This window comes from Lentzea aerocolonigenes, assembly GCF_000974445.1.
GTDB classification, from domain to species: domain Bacteria; phylum Actinomycetota; class Actinomycetes; order Mycobacteriales; family Pseudonocardiaceae; genus Lentzea; species Lentzea aerocolonigenes.
In genome coordinates this window covers 173,076-190,183 of the sequence record NZ_BBOJ01000011.1, presented here as the reverse complement: position 1 = coordinate 190,183, position 17,108 = coordinate 173,076, and the positions used below count along the sequence as shown (strand labels likewise).

The window sequence follows — 17,108 nt, the reverse complement described above, 5'->3', positions numbered from 1 at the left end:
GCCCGCTCGCCGTGAGCGTCACTCACGCGGGCCGTGGAAAGTGACCCAGATCATGAGGTCTCCGCCACTGAACAGTCAAGAGATCACTCCCCCGACCCGGCCCGTGCGGACGACGAGCTGAGCCGCGGGACCTCGCCGGCGACACAGCCGAACCCACACGTCGTCCAGCCACCACGCGGGGTGCGCGGCGACGATCCCGCGCGGGTCAGCGGGAACCCGGCGACCGCTCGCCCACCGCCTGCGACGGCACCGCCAGCCACCTCAGCTCCGCCGCGAGCACGCCGAGCTGGAACCGGGACTGCACGCCCAGCAACGACTGCAGGCGCGCGATGCGCCGGTTCAGGGTGCGGAGGCTGACGTCCAGTTCACGGGCGATCGCGCGGTCGGTCGCGCCGGTGCGCATGAGCCGCAGCAGACGCCGGGTCGCCACCGTGGGTTCCTTGCCCACGGCCACGCGCGGTGTTACGCGGGTCACAGTCATGAGGCGACGGTAGGTGCGACTATTGGCGGATGTCAACCAAAAGTCCGCACTTTGCTGTCAAAGTGCACGTGCCTTACGGATGCGTGCCGCCATTAGATGGCCTACGAAGACAGCTCCACCTCCCGCGCCGAACCACTGGCGGCGACCTCGCCCAGCCGCGCGTCCAGCACCTCCGGTGACAACACGTGCCGCACCACCATGGCCGCCGCGCCCAGTGCGCCGGCGGTCTCTCCGGTGCCCGACGCGACGATCCGCAGGTTCTCCGTGGCCAGCGGGAGCGAGCGCCGGTAGATCGACTCGCGCACGCCCGCCAGCAGCATCTCCCCCGCCTCAGCCAGCAGGCCGCCGATGACCACCAGGGACGGGTTGAACATGCTCACGCAGCCGGCGAGCACCTCGCCGATGTCCCTGCCCGCCTGACGCACCACCCGGCCGGCCTCGAGGTTGCCGGCGCGGACCAGGTTCACCACGTCCGCCGTCGACGCGGCGGGATGGCCCAGGTCCCGCAGTTTCGCCGCCAGCGCGGGACCGGCGGCGACCGCCTCCAGGCAGTCGGTGTTGCCGCACCGGCACAGCGCTCCGCCACCCTCGGGCACCCTGATGTGCCCCAGGTCGCCTGCCGCGCCCGCCGCACCGCGGTGCAGGACGCCGTTGCTGATCAGCCCGGCGCCGATGCCGGTCGCCGCCTTCACCACGATCATGTGCAGCACGTCCGGGTGCGAGGCGGTGTGCTCGCCCAGCGCCTCCAGGTTGACTTCGTTGTCCACGAGCACCGGCACGTCGAACTCCGCCGTGATCGCCGCCGGCACGTCGAACCCGTCCCAGCCCGGCATGATCGGCGGGTTGTTCGGGCGGCCGGTGGAGTGCTCGACCGGGCCGGGCAGGCCGATGCCGACGCCGGCGATCTCGGCGGCGTCCACCGTCTGCAGCAACGAGCGCCAGGTCGTGACGAGGAACGGCAGGATCACCGCCGGACCGTCCGCCACGTCGAGGTCCACCTGTTCGACGGCGAGCAACCTGCACCCCAGGTCGGAGACCGCGACGGTGGCGTGGGTGGCGCCCACCTCGGCCGCCAGCACCAGGTGGGCGGCCGGGTTGAACGCGAACCGGCCGGCCGGGCGTCCGCCGGTGGACTCTCCCGTACCGCTCCCGGTCACGAGGCCCGCGGCCACGAGCAGGTCCAGCCTGGCCCGCACCGTGGAACGGGCGAGACCGGTCGCGGCCACGATCTCCGCTCGGGTGTGCGGGCTGCCGTCCATCAGCATGCGCAGCACTGCGGCCGGCGATCCAGCCTCTACACCCAAGGTGCTCTCCATCGAGCGATTGTCCCATCGGTACCGGAAGACAGCTCCGCGACCGGGTCAGCCGCCGGAGCTGAACGCCGCGTCGAACGACGCCGACGGCGGGTCGAACGCGTTGCGGCGAACGAACTCCAGCGCCTCGGGAGCACCGACGAGCCGGTCCATCCCCGCGTCCTCCCACTCGACGCTGATCGGCCCGGCATAACCGATCGTGTTGAGCATCCGGAACGACTGCTCCCACGGCACGTCGCCGCGCCCGGTGGAGACGAAGTCCCAGCCCCTGCGCGGGTCCGCCCACGGCAGGTGCGAGCCGAGCCGGCCGTTGCGGCCGTTGCCGACCTGGCGCCGGGCGTCCTTGCAGTCGACGTGGTAGATCCGGTCGCGGAAGTCCCACAGGAACCCGACCGGGTCGAGGTCCTGCCAGACGAAGTGCGACGGGTCCCAGTTCAGGCCGAACGCCGGCCGGTGCCCGATCGCCTCCATCGCGCGCACCGTGGTCCAGTAGTCGTAGGCGATCTCGGACGGGTGGACCTCGTGCGCGAACCGGACGCCGACCTCGTCGAACACGTCCAGGATCGGGTTCCAGCGGTCGGCGAAGTCCTGGTAGCCGGCGTCGATCATCGAGGCGGGCGCCGGCGGGAACATCGCGACGGTCTTCCAGATCGACGAGCCGGTGAACCCCACGACGGTGTCGACGCCCAGCCTGGCCGCGGCTCGCGCGGTCGCCTTCATCTCCTCCGCCGCCCGTTGCCGGACGCCCTCGGGGTCGCCGTCACCCCAGTTCCTCGCGGACAGAATGCCCTGGTGCCGCTCGTCGATGGGGTCGTCGCACACGGCCTGACCGGTGAGGTGGTTGGAGATCGCCCACACCTTCAGGTCGTGCTTGGCGAGGATCGCGAGCCGGTCCGCGACGTAGTCGTCGTCCTCCGCCGCCCGAAACGGGTCGAGGTGGTCTCCCCAGCAGGCGATCTCCAGGCCGTCGTAGCCCCAGCCCGCGGCCAGCCGGGCGACCTCCTCGAACGGTAGATCGGCCCACTGACCGGTGAACAACGTGATCGGACGTGCCATCTCGGTTCCCTCCTCAGACCTGCTGCCACGTGCGGGACGCCGCGCTGTCCTCGACGGCCGCCAGTACCCGCTGCACCTGGAGCCCGTCGGCGAACGACGGCACCGGATCGGTTCCCGCGGCGATGGCACGCACGAAGTCGACTGCCTGGTGCGTGAACGCGTGCTCGTACCCCAGCCCGTGCCCGGCAGGCCACCAGGCGCCGACGTACGGATGCGACGGCTCCGTCACGATGATCCGGCGGAACCCCGCGACGGCCGCGTCCTCCGTGCCGTCGAAGAACTGCAGCACGTTCATGTCCTCGAGGTCGAACGCCAGGCTGCCCGCCGAGCCGTTGACCTCGATGCGCAGCGCGTTCTTGCGGCCGTTGGCGAACCGCGTGGCCTCGAACGAGCCGAGCGCGCCGCCCGCGAAGCGCGCCAGGAAGAGCACGGCGTCGTCCACCGTCACCGGCCCCGTCCGGTCGGAGGCCGTGCCGGACAACCCGGAGTGGGACAACGCGAGCGGGCGCTCGGACACGAACGTCTCCATCGTCCCGGACACCTCGCGGACGGTGTCGCCGAGGATGAACTGGGCGGCGTCCACCACGTGCGCGCCGATGTCCCCGAGTGCGCCGGAACCGGCCTTCTCCTTGTCGAGCCGCCACGACAGCGGCGCGGCGGGATCGACGATCCAGTCCTGCAGGTACTGGGCGCGCACGTGGTGGATCTTCCCCAGCCTGCCCCGGGAGACCAGCTCTCTGGCCAGTCCCAGGGCAGGCACCCTCCGGTAGCTGAAGCCGACCATCGCGCGCACCCCGCGCCGTGCGGCGCGTTCGGCGGCCTCGGCCATGGCCACCGCTTCGGTCACGTTGTTGGCCATCGGTTTCTCGCACAGCACGTGCTTGCCCGCGTCCAGGGCGGCGACCGCGATCTCGGCGTGCGTGTCACCGGGCGTGCAGATGTCCACCACGTGCACGTCGTCGCGGTCGAGCACGGACTTCCAGTCGGTCACCGCCTCGGCCCACCCCAGATGTTCTGCCGCAGCCCGTGTCCGGTCGGCGTCCCTGCCGCACAGCACGGACATCACCGGCCGCACCGGCAGGTCGAAGAAGCGCGGCGCGACCCGCCACGCCTGGGAGTGCGCGGCTCCCATGAAGGCGTGGCCGACCATCGCGATGCCAAGCTCAGTCACGTTGTCCGGTCCTCTCAGGACTCGAAGGCGGTGGGCAGGTACCGGTCGACGTTGTCCTTGGTGACGACCGGGGCGTACAGCTGGACCTCGCGAGGGACCTCCACCTCGACCAGGTCGCCGAGGCTCTTGCCCTGCACCGCGAGCCGCGCGAGCCGGATGCCGTCCGCGCCCTGGGTGGACGGGTAGATGACGGTCGCCTTGTGCGGTCCGTTGTCCGCCTTGATCTCCCGCATGACGTTGGCCGATCCCGCGCCACCGACCATGAAGAACTCGTTGCGGCCGGAGTTCTTGATCGCGGCGGTGACGCCGACGCCCTGGTCGTCGTCGTGGTTCCAGATGGCGTCGATCTTGCGCGCGGCCTGGAGCAGGTTCGCGGCGGCCTTCTCGCCGCTCTCCACCGTGAACTCGGCCGCCACGCGGTTGCCGACCTTCAGCCCGCAGCTCGCGAGCGCCTCGGCGAAACCCTTGCTGCGGTCCTGGGTCAGCGGCAGCGAGTCGATGCCGGCGATCTCCGCGACCACGGCGTCCGTCTTGCCCTTGAGCCGCTCGCAGATGTAGTTGCCCGCGGACACTCCCATGCCGTGGTTGTCGCCCAGGACGGTGGACCGCGCGGCGAACGGGCTGTCGAACTGGCGGTCCACGTTGATCACGGTGATGCCGGCCTTCATCGCCTTGAGCGCGACCGGGGTGAGCGCGGCGCCGTCGAACGGCAGCAGGACGATCGCGTCCACCTTGTCGTTGATGAACGTCTCGACCTGACTGATCTGCAGGTTGACGTCGTTGGTGCCCTCGACGACGCGCAGCTCCACATCGGAGTACTTGCCCGCCTCCGCCTTGGCGGCGTTGGTGATCGCGGCCATCCAGCCGTGGTCGGCGGCCGGTGCGGAGAAACCGATGACGACCTTCTTGCCCGGCTCGTCGTTGGCGACCTTCACCCCGCCCTGGTTGCCGCCACCACTGTTCTGCGGCGTGTTCCCCGTGCAGGCGGTGAGGGCGAGAGCTAACGCGGCCAGAGCGGCGATTCTCTTGAGTGGCATGGTTTCCGGCTCCTCAGGTACGTCTTGCCAACCGCTGCTGAAGGAGGACGGCGACCACGATGATCGCGCCCTTCGCCACGGCCTGGGCGGAGATGGAGAGGTTGTTGAGGGTGAAGACGTTCGACAGCGTCGTGAAGATCAGGACACCGAAGACGGTGCCCGCGATCGTGCCGCGGCCGCCGGTGAGCAGCGTGCCGCCGATCACGACCGCGGCGATCGCGTCCAGTTCGTACAGGCCGCCGTGGGTCGCGCTGCCGGTCGTGGTGCGGGCGACGAGCATGACGGCCGCGAGCCCGCAGCACAGGCCGAGCAACGTGTAGAGCCACACGGTGTGCCGCCGCACGTCGATGCCCGCCAGCCGCGCCGCCTCGGGGTTGCCGCCCACGGCGAACGTCCGGCGCCCGAACGTGGTGCGGTTCAACAGCACCCACCCGCCCGCTGCGACCAGCGCGAAGATCACCACCAGCACCGGCACCCCGAGCACCGACGCGTCGAAGAACGCGGCGAAGCCCGGCACGTTCACGATCTGCGTCTTGCGGTTGGAGATGATCTCGGCTAGTCCGCGTGCGGCGGCCAGGCTCGCGAGGGTAGCGATGAACGCCACGACCCGGCCGTAGGCGATGAGCACGCCGTTGACCAGTCCGCACGCCCCACCCACCACCAACGCGGTGAAGACGATGACGATCCAGTGCGTGTTGTTCGCTATCCCTTGGGTGGCAAGGGTTGTCGCCCACACCGAGGACAGCGCGACGATCGCGCCCACCGACAGGTCGATCCCGCCGCCGGTGATCACGAACGTCATGCCGACGCTCACGACGCCGATCACCGCGGCGAGCCGCAGGATGGTGAGCAGGTTGTCGACGTCGGCGAACCGGTCGCCCGCGGTGACCACACCACCGATGCACAACAGGACCAGTGCGACCACGAGACCGGCGTTGCGCCCGGCCGCGGAGCCGAGCAGGCCGGAGGCGCCGGACTGCCGCACGGCCGGACTTCTTTCCCGTTTCTGCGCCGCCACGGCGGCGGTGTCCTCGCTCATGCGGCGTGTCCTTCCATGACCAGGTCGAGAACCCTGGACTCGTCGATCTCGTCGGCCGGACCGTCGTGGACCACCCGGCCCTCCCGCACCACCAGGACCCGGTCCGACAGGCCCAGGACCTCCTCGACGTCGCTGGACACGACGACCACGGCGACGCCGGAGTCCGCGAGCTCGCGGATGAGCTCGTAGATCTCGCTGCGCGCGCCCACGTCCACGCCGCGAGTCGGTTCGTCCAGCAACAGCACGCGGCACTCCCTCAGCAACCACCGCGCGAGCACGACCTTCTGCTGGTTGCCTCCGGACAGGCCGCGCACCACGCGGTCGACACCGGCCGGCCGGACGTCCAGCGTCTCGGTGAGCTTCGTCGAGCGGGCACGTTCGGCGCGGTCGTCGAGGAAGCCGAACCGGGCGAACGACGACATCGACGAGACAGTGATGTTGCGGTAGACGGCCTGGTCGAGCAGCAACCCCTGGCTCTTGCGCTCCTCCGGGCACAACCCCAGCCCCGCGCGCACGGCCGCGCCGACGCTCCCCCGCCGCAGCTTCCTGCCATCGACCTCCACGGTGCCCTCGGCCGCTTTCCTGGCGCCGTAGACGGTTTCCAGGATCTCCGAGCGTCCGGACCCGACGAGACCCGCGAGCCCGACCACCTCACCGGCGTGGACGGTGAGGTCCACGCCCGCGAAGCGGTCGCCGTCGGCCAGTCCGCGCACCACCAGCACCTCGGGAGCGGCGGGATCGACCGGTTTCCGTTGCGGGAACACGTTGTTCAGCACGCGTCCGGTCATCAACCCGATCAGTTCCGAGGTCTTGGTCTCGCGTGCGGACAGGCCCGTCGCGACGGTGCGGCCGTCCTTGAGGACGGTCACGCGGTCGCCGATCTCCCTGATCTCGGCCAGCCGGTGCGAGATGTAGACCACCGCCACCCCTTGGGCGGTGAGCTCCCTGATGATCCCGAACAGGACCCGCACCTCGTCCGGGTCCAGCACGGCCGACGGCTCGTCCATGATCAGCAGCTGCCCGTCCAGCGACAGCGCCCGCGCCATGCTGACGACCTGCTGGTGCGCCACGGACAACCGGCCGACATCGCGGTCGGGTGCGATGTCCGGGTGCCCCAGCCGGTCGAGCAGGGCACGAGTCCTGCGCCGCTGCTGTGCCCGCCGGGTGAAGCCGGCGGTGGACAGTTCGTGACCGAGGAACACGTTGTCCGCCACCGACAAGCCCGCCACCAGGTCCAGCTCCTGGTAGATGGCGGCCACACCGCTGCGCATCGCGGCGGTCGGGTTGCCGAACGACACGACCTCCCCCCGCCAGCTGATCTCTCCCTCGTCCGGCCGGTGCGCGCCGGACAGCACCTTGATCAGCGTCGACTTGCCCGCGCCGTTCTGCCCGAGCAGGCAGTGCACCTCACCCGCGCGGACCTCGAAGTCCACGCCCTGCAACGCCGTCACACCGGGAAAGCGCTTCACCAGCCCTCGGACCGACAGCAGGGCTGCGGCCGTCATCGGATCACCCCTGTCCACGAGCGGACAAGCGCGCGCGAGCTCGTCATTGAGTCCTCCGGGCCCCGGAAAGCGTTGTGCCTAAAGGGAATCTGACCTGCGGAGGCTTAAAGCTAATGAGCCGCTCTTTGCCTGGTCAAGGTGGGCGAAGTGGCACATATCGGCCAACTTTTCCCTTGACTGGGGCCGGTTGCTGAGCGGTCAGTCCGGCCACCACCGCCTCAGCTCCGCAGCGAGACCTGGAGGCTGCCGCGCGCACCCACCGCGTCGGGCGCGGCCCGTCCGGCGGTGCGGGTCTTCCCCGTTGCGACAGGGGGCCAGGTCGCGCCGTCCGGCTCCGGAGGTTCGCGCGTGCCGGCCGACTCGCTCGCGCTTCCGGAAAATCGACGCAAACGACCGAGTGACGACACCTCCCGACATACCGCCGATTCCGCGGATCTGTGACTACCTGTCCGTAATGGACAGTGCGGCGCACTGCCGTGATGTCCTGGCGGGACCGGGGTTATCGTGAGCACCGGGCCTGGCACGAGCGGGCTCGGTTCCGCACCCGGAGGAAGTGAGTCATGGGCAACCTCGGCGCCACCGAGCTGCTGATCATCGGCGCGGTGATCTTGTTGTTGTTCGGCAGCAAGAAGCTGCCCGAGATGGCCCGATCCCTGGGACGGTCAGCCAAGATCCTCAAGGCCGAGAGCTCGGGACTGCGGCACGACGAAGCACCGGAGACGGACGCCTCGCAGATCGCGACGCTTCAGCAGCAGGTCGACGACCTGCGTCAGCAGCTGAACGCGGCTCAGCAGGCGCCCAAGCCGACCCAGCAGCCTGGCTGAGAGCCGAGAGTCAGTCGCGGCGTTTGCGCCACGCGTGCACGAACAAGCCCGCGAACACGCTCACGCACGAGAGAGCCCCGAGCGCGATCAGCGGAACCGACGACCACGTCACCCCTGCCATCACGGCCAGCAGCCCGCAGAGGTAGACGGCGAACACACCGAGCACCCGCAGCGCCCGGTTGGACACGGAGGCCAGCGCGGACGGCCGGGTGAGTTTGGCGGCGAGCCTCGGGTCCTCCAGGGACAAGCGCTGCTCGATCTCGTCCAGCTCGCGTTGCTCGTGGTCTGCCAGCGCCATTGCGGGCCTCCTGGTCTGCCGTGCTCCGCACACCATCGCACCTGTCCCGGTGCCCTGCCAAGAGCGCAGGAACAGCGAAACGGAGTGGATTCCGCCGTACGGCCCAACGCGGGGCTGCCGGACGGGCAGATCGGGCACCTGTCCCCGCGGATCGGCTGCACGCACCCGCCTCGACGGCGCGTGCAGCCTGCGGGGAACCCCTGCACAGTTGCCGGACGACTCAGTTCAGGACGAACGTCTTGATGCTGCGGGCAGGCAACTGGGTGTTGAACGTTCCGTTCGACACCGTGAAGTCGTTGGAGCGCGCCAGGTTCGCGCTCGCACTCGTCAACCAGCTGGTGCCGGCCGCGGAACCGACGTCCCGGACGGTGACCACGTGGTCGACCGGCGACGTGTTCTTGTTGATGGCGACGATCACGATCCTGGACCCGCTCTTGTACGCCGAGATGTAGACGTTCGCCTGCGGGTTCGCGGTCGCGGTGATGCGCGAGTAACCGGGACGAACCCACTTCGAGAAGTGCGCCATGTTGGCGCCGCGCTTGCTGATCTGCCCGTCCTCCCGCATCGGCCCGTACGAGCGGCGGATGTACCACCACACGTAAGTCTGGAAGCGGCCGTCCACCAGCGCGCGGTGGATGTGCTCGCCGACATCGAGCGCCTGCGGCCACAGATCGGCGGAGTCGGTGCTGTTGGGGTGGTAGACCTCGGTCATCCAGAGCTCTTTGCCGCCGCCCTTCTGCTGGAAGAGCGGGTAGGGGAAGTCCGCGGTGCGGGTGCCGTAGAGGTGCGCGCCGATGATGTCCACGTTCGCCAGCGCGGCACCGTCGTTGAGAATGGGATCGGAGAGGTTCTTGCGGTACTGGAACGACTCGGGAGCGATGACCCTGGTGTTGATCGCGCCCGCGTTCTCGCGCAGGAACCTGACGATCTCACCGGACGTCCACGCCGTCCACTCCTGCGCGTAGTCCGGCTCGTTCTGGACCGAGATCCCGTACAGGTTCACCCCGTTGTTCGCCATGAACGCGACGAAGTCGTTGAGGTGCTGCGCATAAGCCCCGTAGGAGGCGTAGCGCAGCCGCTTGCCGCCGGAGAACGTCTCGGTCATCGAGGCGGGCGGATTCCACGGCGAGGCGATGACCTTGGCCCCGAGCTGGACCGCGCGCTTCGCCGTGGCGACCTCGCGACTCCAGTTGGCCCGGTCCTCGTGCACGGGGATGCGCAGAACGGTGAACCCGAGCTGCCCCGCACCGTTGCCGAACGCCGTTTCCCGCTGTGCCGCGGTGAGGTCGCTGATCCACACGGTGTGGTTCATGCCGCCGAAGCCGAGGATCGTCTGCTGCACGTTCGACGGCTCGACGACCACCGAGGTGGCCGCGGCAGCCGGTATCCCCACCGCCAGGGCCGGTAGCGCGACGCCCGCCGCGAGCAACGTCCGCCGGCGTAAAGGATGCGAACCCGCGTCTTCTGAGTGCTCTGTCATGACATCTCCACGAAGCGGTTCTCGTTCAGGATCGGAACACATCGGATGTCCGGCCGGTGATCACTGCCGGAGTGGAGGACAAACGCCCTGGGAACGCTCCCAGCAAACAGTCCTAACAGCGTTCACCCGCACCGTCAAGCAGCCGGCAATCGAATTCGTCGAATGAGAAAGCCGAGAGGGTCGGCACCTCTTGACGTTGCGGCGGGACTGAGCCGGTCGGTCGAGGTAGCTGCACCTCTTGCTGGGGAACCGAACAGCCGCGGCGCCCGCGGGGCGATGATCAACCTGGCCAATAGCGCATGAACTCACAAACTTCGCGCACTTTTCAGTCATTCTGTGCCGCCGGATTGTCACCTCGGCAGTTGTTGACGATTTCCTGCCGCCGCAGAACGGTTGTCTGCACTAGGCTCGAGCCGAGGTCTCATCGAGTTCACCGGCGGTCATCGCGAATCCGAGGGAGCTACCGACGTGGTCGAGACGCACGACATCGTTCGCCCGCCAGCAGAACTCAGCACCGCCCTCGCGGCGCTCGGCAGCGCGACGGCCAGCGCCGAGCTCAGTCGCATGGGCATCCGCAGCGCGTTCATCAGCGGGCCGACCACGGTGACGCCGGGGACGCGGGTGGCCGGGCCCGCGCTGACGCTGCAGTTCCTGCCGAAGCGGGAGGACCTCTACCCCGACGACGAGTACGCCGAGCCCGAGAAGCAGTTGCACCGGCACGTGATGTACCACGCGCAGGCCGGCGACATGATCGTCGTGGACGCGCGCGGTGACATGAGCAGCGGCGTGTTCGGCGAGATGATGCTGACCTACTTCAAGGGCCGTGGCGGTGTCGGCGTGGTGGTCGACGGGTGCCTGCGCGACGTCGGCGAGGCCAAGAAACTCGGTCTCGGACTGTGGATCCGGGGCGCCACACCGAACTACCACGCCCAGACCGGCATCGTCCCGACCGCCGTGAACGTGCCGGTGGCGTGCGGCGGCACGCTCGTCGAGCCCGGCGACATCGTCGTCGCCGACGACGACGGGGCGGTCGTGGTGCCGGTCAAGCTCGCGCCCGCGCTGGTCGCCGTCGCCCAGGAACACGCGGAGTGGGAGGAGTTCTCCCGGATCCGGCTGGCCGAGGGCGGCGACCTGCGGCGGTACTACCCGCTGTCCGAGGAAGCCCGGCCCGACTACGAGCGGTGGCGTGCCGAGCAGGGCAAGGGCTAGTTGCCTGTACGGGCACTGGTGCCGCAACCCTCCCCGGTTGCGGCACCAGCTCACCCCTTCACCGCCCCCGCAGTGAGGCCCTCGGTCAGGAAGCGCTGCCCGAACGCGTACATCGTCACGACCGGAATGCTGATCAGCAGCGAGGCCGCGGCCAGCTGTCCCTGCGGCACGACGTCACCGAAGATCATCGACTGCATGCCGACGGGCAGCGTCTTGTAGTCGTCCTTGGTGATGAACACGAACGCGAACAGGAACTCGTTCCACGCGTTGGTGAGCGTGAAGAGCGCGACCGCGAGCAGGCCCGGTTTCGCCAGCGGCAGAACGATTCGCAGGAACGCGCCGAACCTCGTGCAGCCGTCGACCAGCGCGGCCTCCTCGAGGTCCGCCGGGATCGACTTGAAGTAACCGACGAGCAGCCACGTCGCGAACGGCAGCGTGAACGTCGGGTAGGCCAGCACGAGCGACCACAAGGAGTCGTTGAGGCCGATCCCGCTCATCATCTGGTACAGCGGGATGAACAGCAGTGCGCCCGGCATCACGTAGGTGAGCAGGATCGTCACCGTGAAGCTCTCCGAACCCCGGAACCTCAAGCGCGCCAACGCGTAGCCCGCGAGTGCCGCGCAGATCAGGGCGATCACCGTGGACGCCACCGACACGAGGATCGTGTTGAGGTACCAGGTGCCGAACGCCCTGCCCGTGAACAGGTTCGTGAACTGCTCGGTGGTCCACGGGGTCGGCCACAGGTCGTCGGTGCGCGCCACGATCTGGTCGTCGGACTTGAAGGCCGTGACCGTCATCCAGTACAACGGCGCGAGCACGAAACCCAGCAGTCCCAAGAGCGCGATGCCCGAACTGGTGCCGCCGACCACGCGTGCGGCCAGCCGGTTGCCGCGTGCGGCGAGCACGGAGACGAGGCGTCCGACCGCGGCCGCGACCACCACGAACACGCCCAGCACGAGCGCGGCCTTCCACACGATGTGCGGCGACGCCCAGACCAGCACGAGCGCCGACAGCACGACGATCACCCACGGCAGCGCTCGGCGCTGGGCGGGACTCAACCGCCTGCGCCCCAGGTCACTCGCGCCGGGGAGGTCGTTGCGGCGCATCATCCGCACGAGAATCACCACGAGCACGGCGATGATCGGCAGCATCACCAGCGTCACCGCGGCGCCTGCGCCCAGTTGCAACTGCTGGATCGCCTTCGAGTACGCCACCATCACGTACGGCGCGGTGGCGTCACCCGGCCCGCCCTGGGTCATCAGCCAGATCAGGTCGAAGTTGTTGAACGTCCAGATCGACGACAGCAGCACCGTCACGATCATGACGTGACGCAGTCCTGGCAACGTGATGTGCAGGAACCGTTGCCACGGCGAGGCGCCGTCCACCATCGCCGCCTCGTAGAGGTGGCTGTCGATCGCTTTGAGCCCGGCGAGGAACGTCACCGTGAAGAACGGGATGCCCTTCCAGACGTTGACCAGGATGACCGACGGCATCGCGAGCGCGGGATCGGACAGCCACTCCGCCGGCCACCGGTCGACCAGCCCGATCGTGGCGAGAAACGGCCCGATGCCGGAATCGGTCAGCAAGGTGTTGACGCTGCCGAAGATCGGGTCGAACAGGGACCGCCAGGTGAAGGCCGTGACGACGGTCGGCACCACCCACGGCAGCAGGATCACCCCGGCGACGATCGCCCTGCCGCGGCGCATGTGGTGCAGCATCAACGCCGCGATGAGGCCGAGGGTCACCTTGAAGATCTCGGCGTACGCGGTGAAGACGAACGAGTTCAGGACTCCTTTGTGGAACAACGTGTCGCCGATGAGAGCGGCGTAGTTGTCCAGCCCCACGAAAACCGTCTCGGCGCCGTGGCGTTCCGTGGTGCTGGTGACGACCGAGTCCACGATCGGGAACAGGATCAAGGCCGCGACCAGCACCAGCGTCGGCCCGACGAACATCGCGGCCAGGCGCCAGTCGCGTCCGAGCAGCCGTTGCGACGGACTGAGCGAGGGCACCGGGCGCGGCGCCGGACGGACCGGCGCCGGCCGGGTGCGCAGGTCCGTCACTGCTTGTAGCCCTGCTGCTCGAAGATCTGGACGATCCGGGCGTGGGTCGCGGCGACCGCGTCCGCCGGTTTGGTCCCCTGGATGACCGACTGCATCATGTCGGTCAGCACGTAGGCGGCGGTGGCGGCCTGATCTCCCGGGCTCGGCGCCTGGGGGAACTTGAAGCCGGTCTTGGTGGTCATCGGGAGCGGTGCGCGGGTCTGCTCCCGCAGTGCGGGGAAGGCCGGGTCACCGCTGGTGTAGTACGGGTCGGAGTCCCACACCTTGTCCCACGAGGGATTCACCAGGCACGGCGCTCCCTTCGCGACACCGAGCAGCGCGGTCCCGCTGACCATGTACTTCGCCACCAGCTTGGCGAGGTCGGGGTTCTTCGCGCCCTTGAACACGACGAACGAGTTGGACTCGCCGAACGCGAGCGGCTTGTCGATCGCGGGTCCGGTGGCGCCGTTGAACGGGTGGGTGTTGCCGTAGACCGGGTTGTTCTTGGTCTTCGAGTCGGCGTAGACGCTGAACTGGTTGAGCGTGAGCCCCAGGATCTGGGCGAGCCAGTTCTCGTTGTTGCTCGAGTCGGTCCAGCTGCCGATCCCCGGCGGCAGCATCGGCGTGTACTTGGGGTTCGTGTAGATGTCGCCGATGAATGTGACGGCGGCGACGGTCTCAGGTGAGTTGAACACCACCTTCGTACCGGTGTTGTCCGCGATCGCCCCGCCGTAGGTGTTGATGACGTTCCCGATGAACCCGTTGGCGTCGCCCGAGCGGTTCACCGTGAGCCCCCAGCCGAAGCGCTTCTTCGCCGGGTCGGAGACCTCCAAAGCGTTGTCGCGCAACTCTTCCCACGTGTAGTGCGGCTTGAGCGGCAGGCCCTTCTCCTGGTACCAGTCCTTGCGCAGGTACATGGCGGACGCGATGAAGTGGTACGGGATCGCGAACCAGCGCCCGCCGAACACGCAGTAGTTGGTCGCCTCCGTCGCGGGCTCCCCGTAGAGCTTGCGCATCTCCTCCACCACGTCGGTGACGTCGGTGAGGGCGCCGAGGTTGTGCAGCTGCCCGACGAACCGCCGATCGCTCACGAAGGCGAAGTCGCGGCTGGTGCCCGCTTTCACCTCGGCGTCCATCTTCGCGACCATGTCGCCCGCGTCACCGGAGACCAGGTCGTTGCGGACCGTGGTGCCTGTGGCCTGCGCGAAGACCTGCAGCGACTTGTCCAGCGCCTTGTTCGCGCTCTCCGAGTACAGCTTCTGCGACAGCATCCCGACCGATCCGCCGCGCAGCGGGGCCGCCTGGTCGAGCAGGGCCTGCGGCACCTGGACATCCACCTGCGGTGTGGTGGGTCCGCCTCCCCCGCAGCCGGCGAGACCGAGCACGCCCAGCGCGCCCATCCGGATGAGGGTGCGTCGCGATAAGTCCGAATTCTCTTCCATGACACCAACTCCTCCCGCGTCCGGTCGAGCGGACGCGTGCCGACGGGGCGACGTTGCAACCGGCGGGACAGCGGGACGTGCACCCGCTGCCGGGTCGTTCATGTGGTGAAGCCGACGAACTTCGTGCACGGCACAGCGCTAGCGCCGCTTGGTACGCCGCCCCTTTTTCGCGAGGAGCGCAGAGTTGTTGGCCAGGTGTTTGCGCATCGCCGCGCGGGCCCGGTCCGGGTCACGCGCCACGAGCGCCTCGTAGATCTCCGTGTGGTCGGCGGTGGCCTTGCACAGCGCGTCCGAGTCCTCGTTGGTGATGCGCCGGCTGGCCGTGCCGAGCCAGCGGGCCGAGTACATGATCCGGTCCAGGATGCGGTTGTTCGCCGCCCGGCAGATCTCCATGTGGAACTCGTGGTCGACCTCGAGGTAGGCGTTGGGATCCCCCTCCAGCGCCGCCATCCGGCCGATCTCGTCTCTCAGGCGGTCCAGCGTGTCGTCGGTGACGATGGCCGCGGCCATCGCGGCGAGCTCGGGTTCGAGCAGCATCCGCATCTGGTCGAGCTCCTGCAACAGCTCGCCGACGACCTCGGCGGGCAGCCACTCGATCAGCAACGGGCTCAGGTAGTCCCACTCCGCCGGTGGGCGCACGACGACGCGACGACCCTGCGCCACGTCGACGATGTCCAGCGAGGCGAGGACTTTGAGCGTCTCCCTCGCCACCACGCGGGAGACCCCGAACTCCCGCGCGATGTCGAGCTCCGACGGCCCCCGGCCGTCGGAGATCTCGCCGTTGACGATGCGCCGGGTCAGGTGTGCGGCCACCTGCACCGGCAGAGTGCGGACCTTGACAACGTCCGGAGACTCTTGTCCCCTTTGCATGTCATCAGCTTATAGGACAAGTTACACATCGCGACAGAGTCCGTTCACCTGCACCACCCGGCGACGGGAGAGCAATGCGGATCGTGAACGTCACCACGGCAGTGGTCGCCTACCACGGTGAGGCCACGCTGGTCCGGATCGACACAGACGAAGGCCTCAGCGGGTTCGGCGAGGCCAATCCCGACGCCGGCGCGGGCGGCGTCGTCGGAATGATCAACTATCTGGCCCCGCTGCTGATCGGCGAGGACCCGCGCAACGTCGAGCGGTGCTGGGAGAAACTGCGCCGCGCCAGGGTCTTCGCGGGACCACAGGGCGGGGTGTTCGTGATCGCCCTGTCCGGGCTCGAGCTCGCACTGTGGGACCTCGCCGGAAAGGCCGCCGAGCAGCCGGTGTACAGGCTGCTCGGCGGGAAGTTCCGCGACCGGATCCGCCTCTACGCCGACTGCGGCGACGGCGACGACCCAGCGGGCTCGGTCTCCGGGTGCGTGGACCGGGCCCAGCGGATGGTCGCCGAGGGCTTCACCGCCATCAAGTTCGACGTCGACAACCTGCGCCACCCGGCCAAGTTCGACGACTTCAACCACACGATCAACGCCGCGGAGCTGCGGTCGATGGTCGAGCGCGTCGCCGCCGTCCGCGAGGCGATCGGACCGGACGTCGACCTGGCCATCGACCTGCACGCGCGCTACGACGTGCCGAGCGCGTGCCGGATCTCGCGCGAGCTCGAACCCTTCGACCTGATGTGGCTCGAGGAACCGCTGCCGGCGGAGAACGTCGACGCGCTGGTGCGGGTGCGGGACCAGACCCGCACGCCGATCTGCGCGGGCGAGAACCTCTACCTGCGGTGGGGTTTCCGCGAACTGCTCGAACGCGGCGCCGTGGACGTGATCGAGCCGGACGTGCCCAAGTGCGGTGGACTGGCGGAGGCCAAGAAGATCGCCAACCTCGCGGAGCTGCACTACGTCCCGTTCGCGCCGCACCTGGTGTCGACGCCGCTGGGCACGATGGCGACGTCGCACCAGTGCGCGGCCATTCCCAACTTCTACGTCCAGGAGTGGCACGCGCTGGAGGAACGGGCGGTGTGGGACAGCTACGTCCACGCCCCCGACGGAAGCGGCTCGATCGTGAAGGACGGCTACATCACGCTGCCCGACACCCCCGGCATCGGTGTGGAGCTCGACATGGACGGCGTGCGGGCACACGCCGTCGCGGGCTACGGGATCTTCGAGTAGCGGACCTCGGCGAACTCGGCTTCGGGCGCACGTCGTAGCGGCGTGCCCCTGAAGCCCGCGTCCGATCAGGACGCGACGAAAAAATGTGCCGGAGGATGTAGACGTGACGAGC

The 17,108-nt window shown here is 68.9% G+C and carries 15 protein-coding genes; 3 read left to right on the top strand and 12 right to left on the bottom strand.

Features of this window, described 5'->3' with window-relative positions; genetic code table 11:
• Positions 1-205: 205 nt before the first annotated feature.
• From AOM45_RS22160 to AOM45_RS22130, 7 genes are all read right to left on the bottom strand, one after another.
• Positions 206-481, bottom strand: a complete 276-nt coding sequence (locus tag AOM45_RS22160) for a LuxR C-terminal-related transcriptional regulator (protein ID WP_081901828.1) — start codon at positions 479-481, stop codon at positions 206-208.
• 101 nt (positions 482-582) lie between these two features.
• On the bottom strand, positions 583-1,797 hold the full coding sequence (locus AOM45_RS22155) for an ROK family transcriptional regulator (protein ID WP_051782769.1): 1,215 nt from the start codon (positions 1,795-1,797) through the stop codon (positions 583-585).
• A 45-nt stretch (positions 1,798-1,842) separates the two neighbouring features.
• Positions 1,843-2,850, bottom strand: a complete 1,008-nt coding sequence (locus tag AOM45_RS22150; RefSeq protein ID WP_030465317.1) for a sugar phosphate isomerase/epimerase family protein — start codon at positions 2,848-2,850, stop codon at positions 1,843-1,845.
• A gap of 13 nt (positions 2,851-2,863) precedes the next feature.
• Positions 2,864-4,000: a Gfo/Idh/MocA family protein gene (locus AOM45_RS22145; RefSeq protein WP_174517924.1), complete on the bottom strand. Its 1,137-nt coding sequence runs from the start codon at positions 3,998-4,000 to the stop codon at positions 2,864-2,866.
• Between the two features lie 35 nt (positions 4,001-4,035).
• Positions 4,036-5,058, bottom strand: a complete 1,023-nt coding sequence (locus AOM45_RS22140; protein WP_030465315.1) for a substrate-binding domain-containing protein — start codon at positions 5,056-5,058, stop codon at positions 4,036-4,038.
• A gap of 13 nt (positions 5,059-5,071) precedes the next feature.
• On the bottom strand, positions 5,072-6,097 hold the full coding sequence (locus AOM45_RS22135; RefSeq protein ID WP_030465314.1) for an ABC transporter permease: 1,026 nt from the start codon (positions 6,095-6,097) through the stop codon (positions 5,072-5,074).
• Positions 6,094-7,602, bottom strand: a complete 1,509-nt coding sequence (locus AOM45_RS22130) for a sugar ABC transporter ATP-binding protein (RefSeq protein WP_030465313.1) — start codon at positions 7,600-7,602, stop codon at positions 6,094-6,096. The genes AOM45_RS22135 and AOM45_RS22130 overlap by 4 nt, the downstream gene beginning before the upstream one ends.
• Before the next feature lie 560 nt (positions 7,603-8,162).
• Here AOM45_RS22130 and tatA point away from each other — a divergent pair.
• On the top strand, positions 8,163-8,426 hold the full coding sequence (gene tatA / locus AOM45_RS22125) for a Sec-independent protein translocase subunit TatA (RefSeq protein ID WP_030465312.1): 264 nt from the start codon (positions 8,163-8,165) through the stop codon (positions 8,424-8,426).
• 10 nt (positions 8,427-8,436) lie between these two features.
• Here the strand turns inward: tatA and AOM45_RS22120 are convergent, their stop codons facing one another.
• Both AOM45_RS22120 and xynC read right to left on the bottom strand, forming a co-directional pair.
• Entirely contained in the window at positions 8,437-8,724 is a 288-nt protein-coding gene (locus tag AOM45_RS22120; RefSeq protein ID WP_051782768.1) for a DUF3040 domain-containing protein, read from the bottom strand.
• Between the two features lie 220 nt (positions 8,725-8,944).
• Positions 8,945-10,204 (bottom strand): glucuronoarabinoxylan endo-1,4-beta-xylanase XynC, encoded by a 1,260-nt coding sequence (gene xynC, locus AOM45_RS22115; protein ID WP_030465310.1) that lies wholly within the window; start codon positions 10,202-10,204, stop codon positions 8,945-8,947.
• Between the two features lie 468 nt (positions 10,205-10,672).
• On the opposite strand from xynC, the gene AOM45_RS22110 reads away from it, so the two are divergent.
• On the top strand, positions 10,673-11,413 hold the full coding sequence (locus AOM45_RS22110; protein ID WP_030465309.1) for a ribonuclease activity regulator RraA: 741 nt from the start codon (positions 10,673-10,675) through the stop codon (positions 11,411-11,413).
• Between the two features lie 50 nt (positions 11,414-11,463).
• On the opposite strand, the gene AOM45_RS22105 is transcribed toward AOM45_RS22110, so the two are convergent.
• From AOM45_RS22105 to AOM45_RS22095, 3 genes are all read right to left on the bottom strand, one after another.
• Positions 11,464-13,473 (bottom strand): ABC transporter permease, encoded by a 2,010-nt coding sequence (locus AOM45_RS22105; protein WP_030465308.1) that lies wholly within the window; start codon positions 13,471-13,473, stop codon positions 11,464-11,466.
• Positions 13,470-14,894, bottom strand: coding sequence for an extracellular solute-binding protein (locus tag AOM45_RS22100; RefSeq protein ID WP_030465307.1), 1,425 nt, complete (start codon positions 14,892-14,894; stop codon positions 13,470-13,472). The genes AOM45_RS22105 and AOM45_RS22100 overlap by 4 nt, the downstream gene beginning before the upstream one ends.
• 138 nt (positions 14,895-15,032) lie before the next feature.
• A complete protein-coding gene (locus tag AOM45_RS22095) occupies positions 15,033-15,764 on the bottom strand; it encodes a FadR/GntR family transcriptional regulator (RefSeq protein ID WP_236703795.1) in 732 nt (243 codons plus the stop codon).
• Between the two features lie 74 nt (positions 15,765-15,838).
• Here AOM45_RS22095 and AOM45_RS22090 point away from each other — a divergent pair, with 74 nt between their 5' ends.
• Positions 15,839-16,996: a mandelate racemase/muconate lactonizing enzyme family protein gene (locus AOM45_RS22090; protein ID WP_030465305.1), complete on the top strand. Its 1,158-nt coding sequence runs from the start codon at positions 15,839-15,841 to the stop codon at positions 16,994-16,996.
• Positions 16,997-17,108 lie beyond the last annotated feature (112 nt).

Coding starts and splice junctions, on each gene's coding strand:
- AOM45_RS22160 (WP_081901828.1), bottom strand. CDS start 481: ATGACTGTGACCCGCGTAACACCGCGCGTGGCCGTGGGCAAGGAACCC.
- AOM45_RS22155 (WP_051782769.1), bottom strand. CDS start 1,797: ATGGAGAGCACCTTGGGTGTAGAGGCTGGATCGCCGGCCGCAGTGCTG.
- AOM45_RS22150 (WP_030465317.1), bottom strand. CDS start 2,850: ATGGCACGTCCGATCACGTTGTTCACCGGTCAGTGGGCCGATCTACCG.
- AOM45_RS22145 (WP_174517924.1), bottom strand. CDS start 4,000: ATGGTCGGCCACGCCTTCATGGGAGCCGCGCACTCCCAGGCGTGGCGG.
- AOM45_RS22140 (WP_030465315.1), bottom strand. CDS start 5,058: ATGCCACTCAAGAGAATCGCCGCTCTGGCCGCGTTAGCTCTCGCCCTC.
- AOM45_RS22135 (WP_030465314.1), bottom strand. CDS start 6,097: ATGAGCGAGGACACCGCCGCCGTGGCGGCGCAGAAACGGGAAAGAAGT.
- AOM45_RS22130 (WP_030465313.1), bottom strand. CDS start 7,602: ATGACGGCCGCAGCCCTGCTGTCGGTCCGAGGGCTGGTGAAGCGCTTT.
- tatA (WP_030465312.1), top strand. CDS start 8,163: ATGGGCAACCTCGGCGCCACCGAGCTGCTGATCATCGGCGCGGTGATC.
- AOM45_RS22120 (WP_051782768.1), bottom strand. CDS start 8,724: ATGGCGCTGGCAGACCACGAGCAACGCGAGCTGGACGAGATCGAGCAG.
- xynC (WP_030465310.1), bottom strand. CDS start 10,204: ATGACAGAGCACTCAGAAGACGCGGGTTCGCATCCTTTACGCCGGCGG.
- AOM45_RS22100 (WP_030465307.1), bottom strand. CDS start 14,894: ATGGAAGAGAATTCGGACTTATCGCGACGCACCCTCATCCGGATGGGC.
- AOM45_RS22095 (WP_236703795.1), bottom strand. CDS start 15,764: ATGCAAAGGGGACAAGAGTCTCCGGACGTTGTCAAGGTCCGCACTCTG.
- AOM45_RS22090 (WP_030465305.1), top strand. CDS start 15,839: ATGCGGATCGTGAACGTCACCACGGCAGTGGTCGCCTACCACGGTGAG.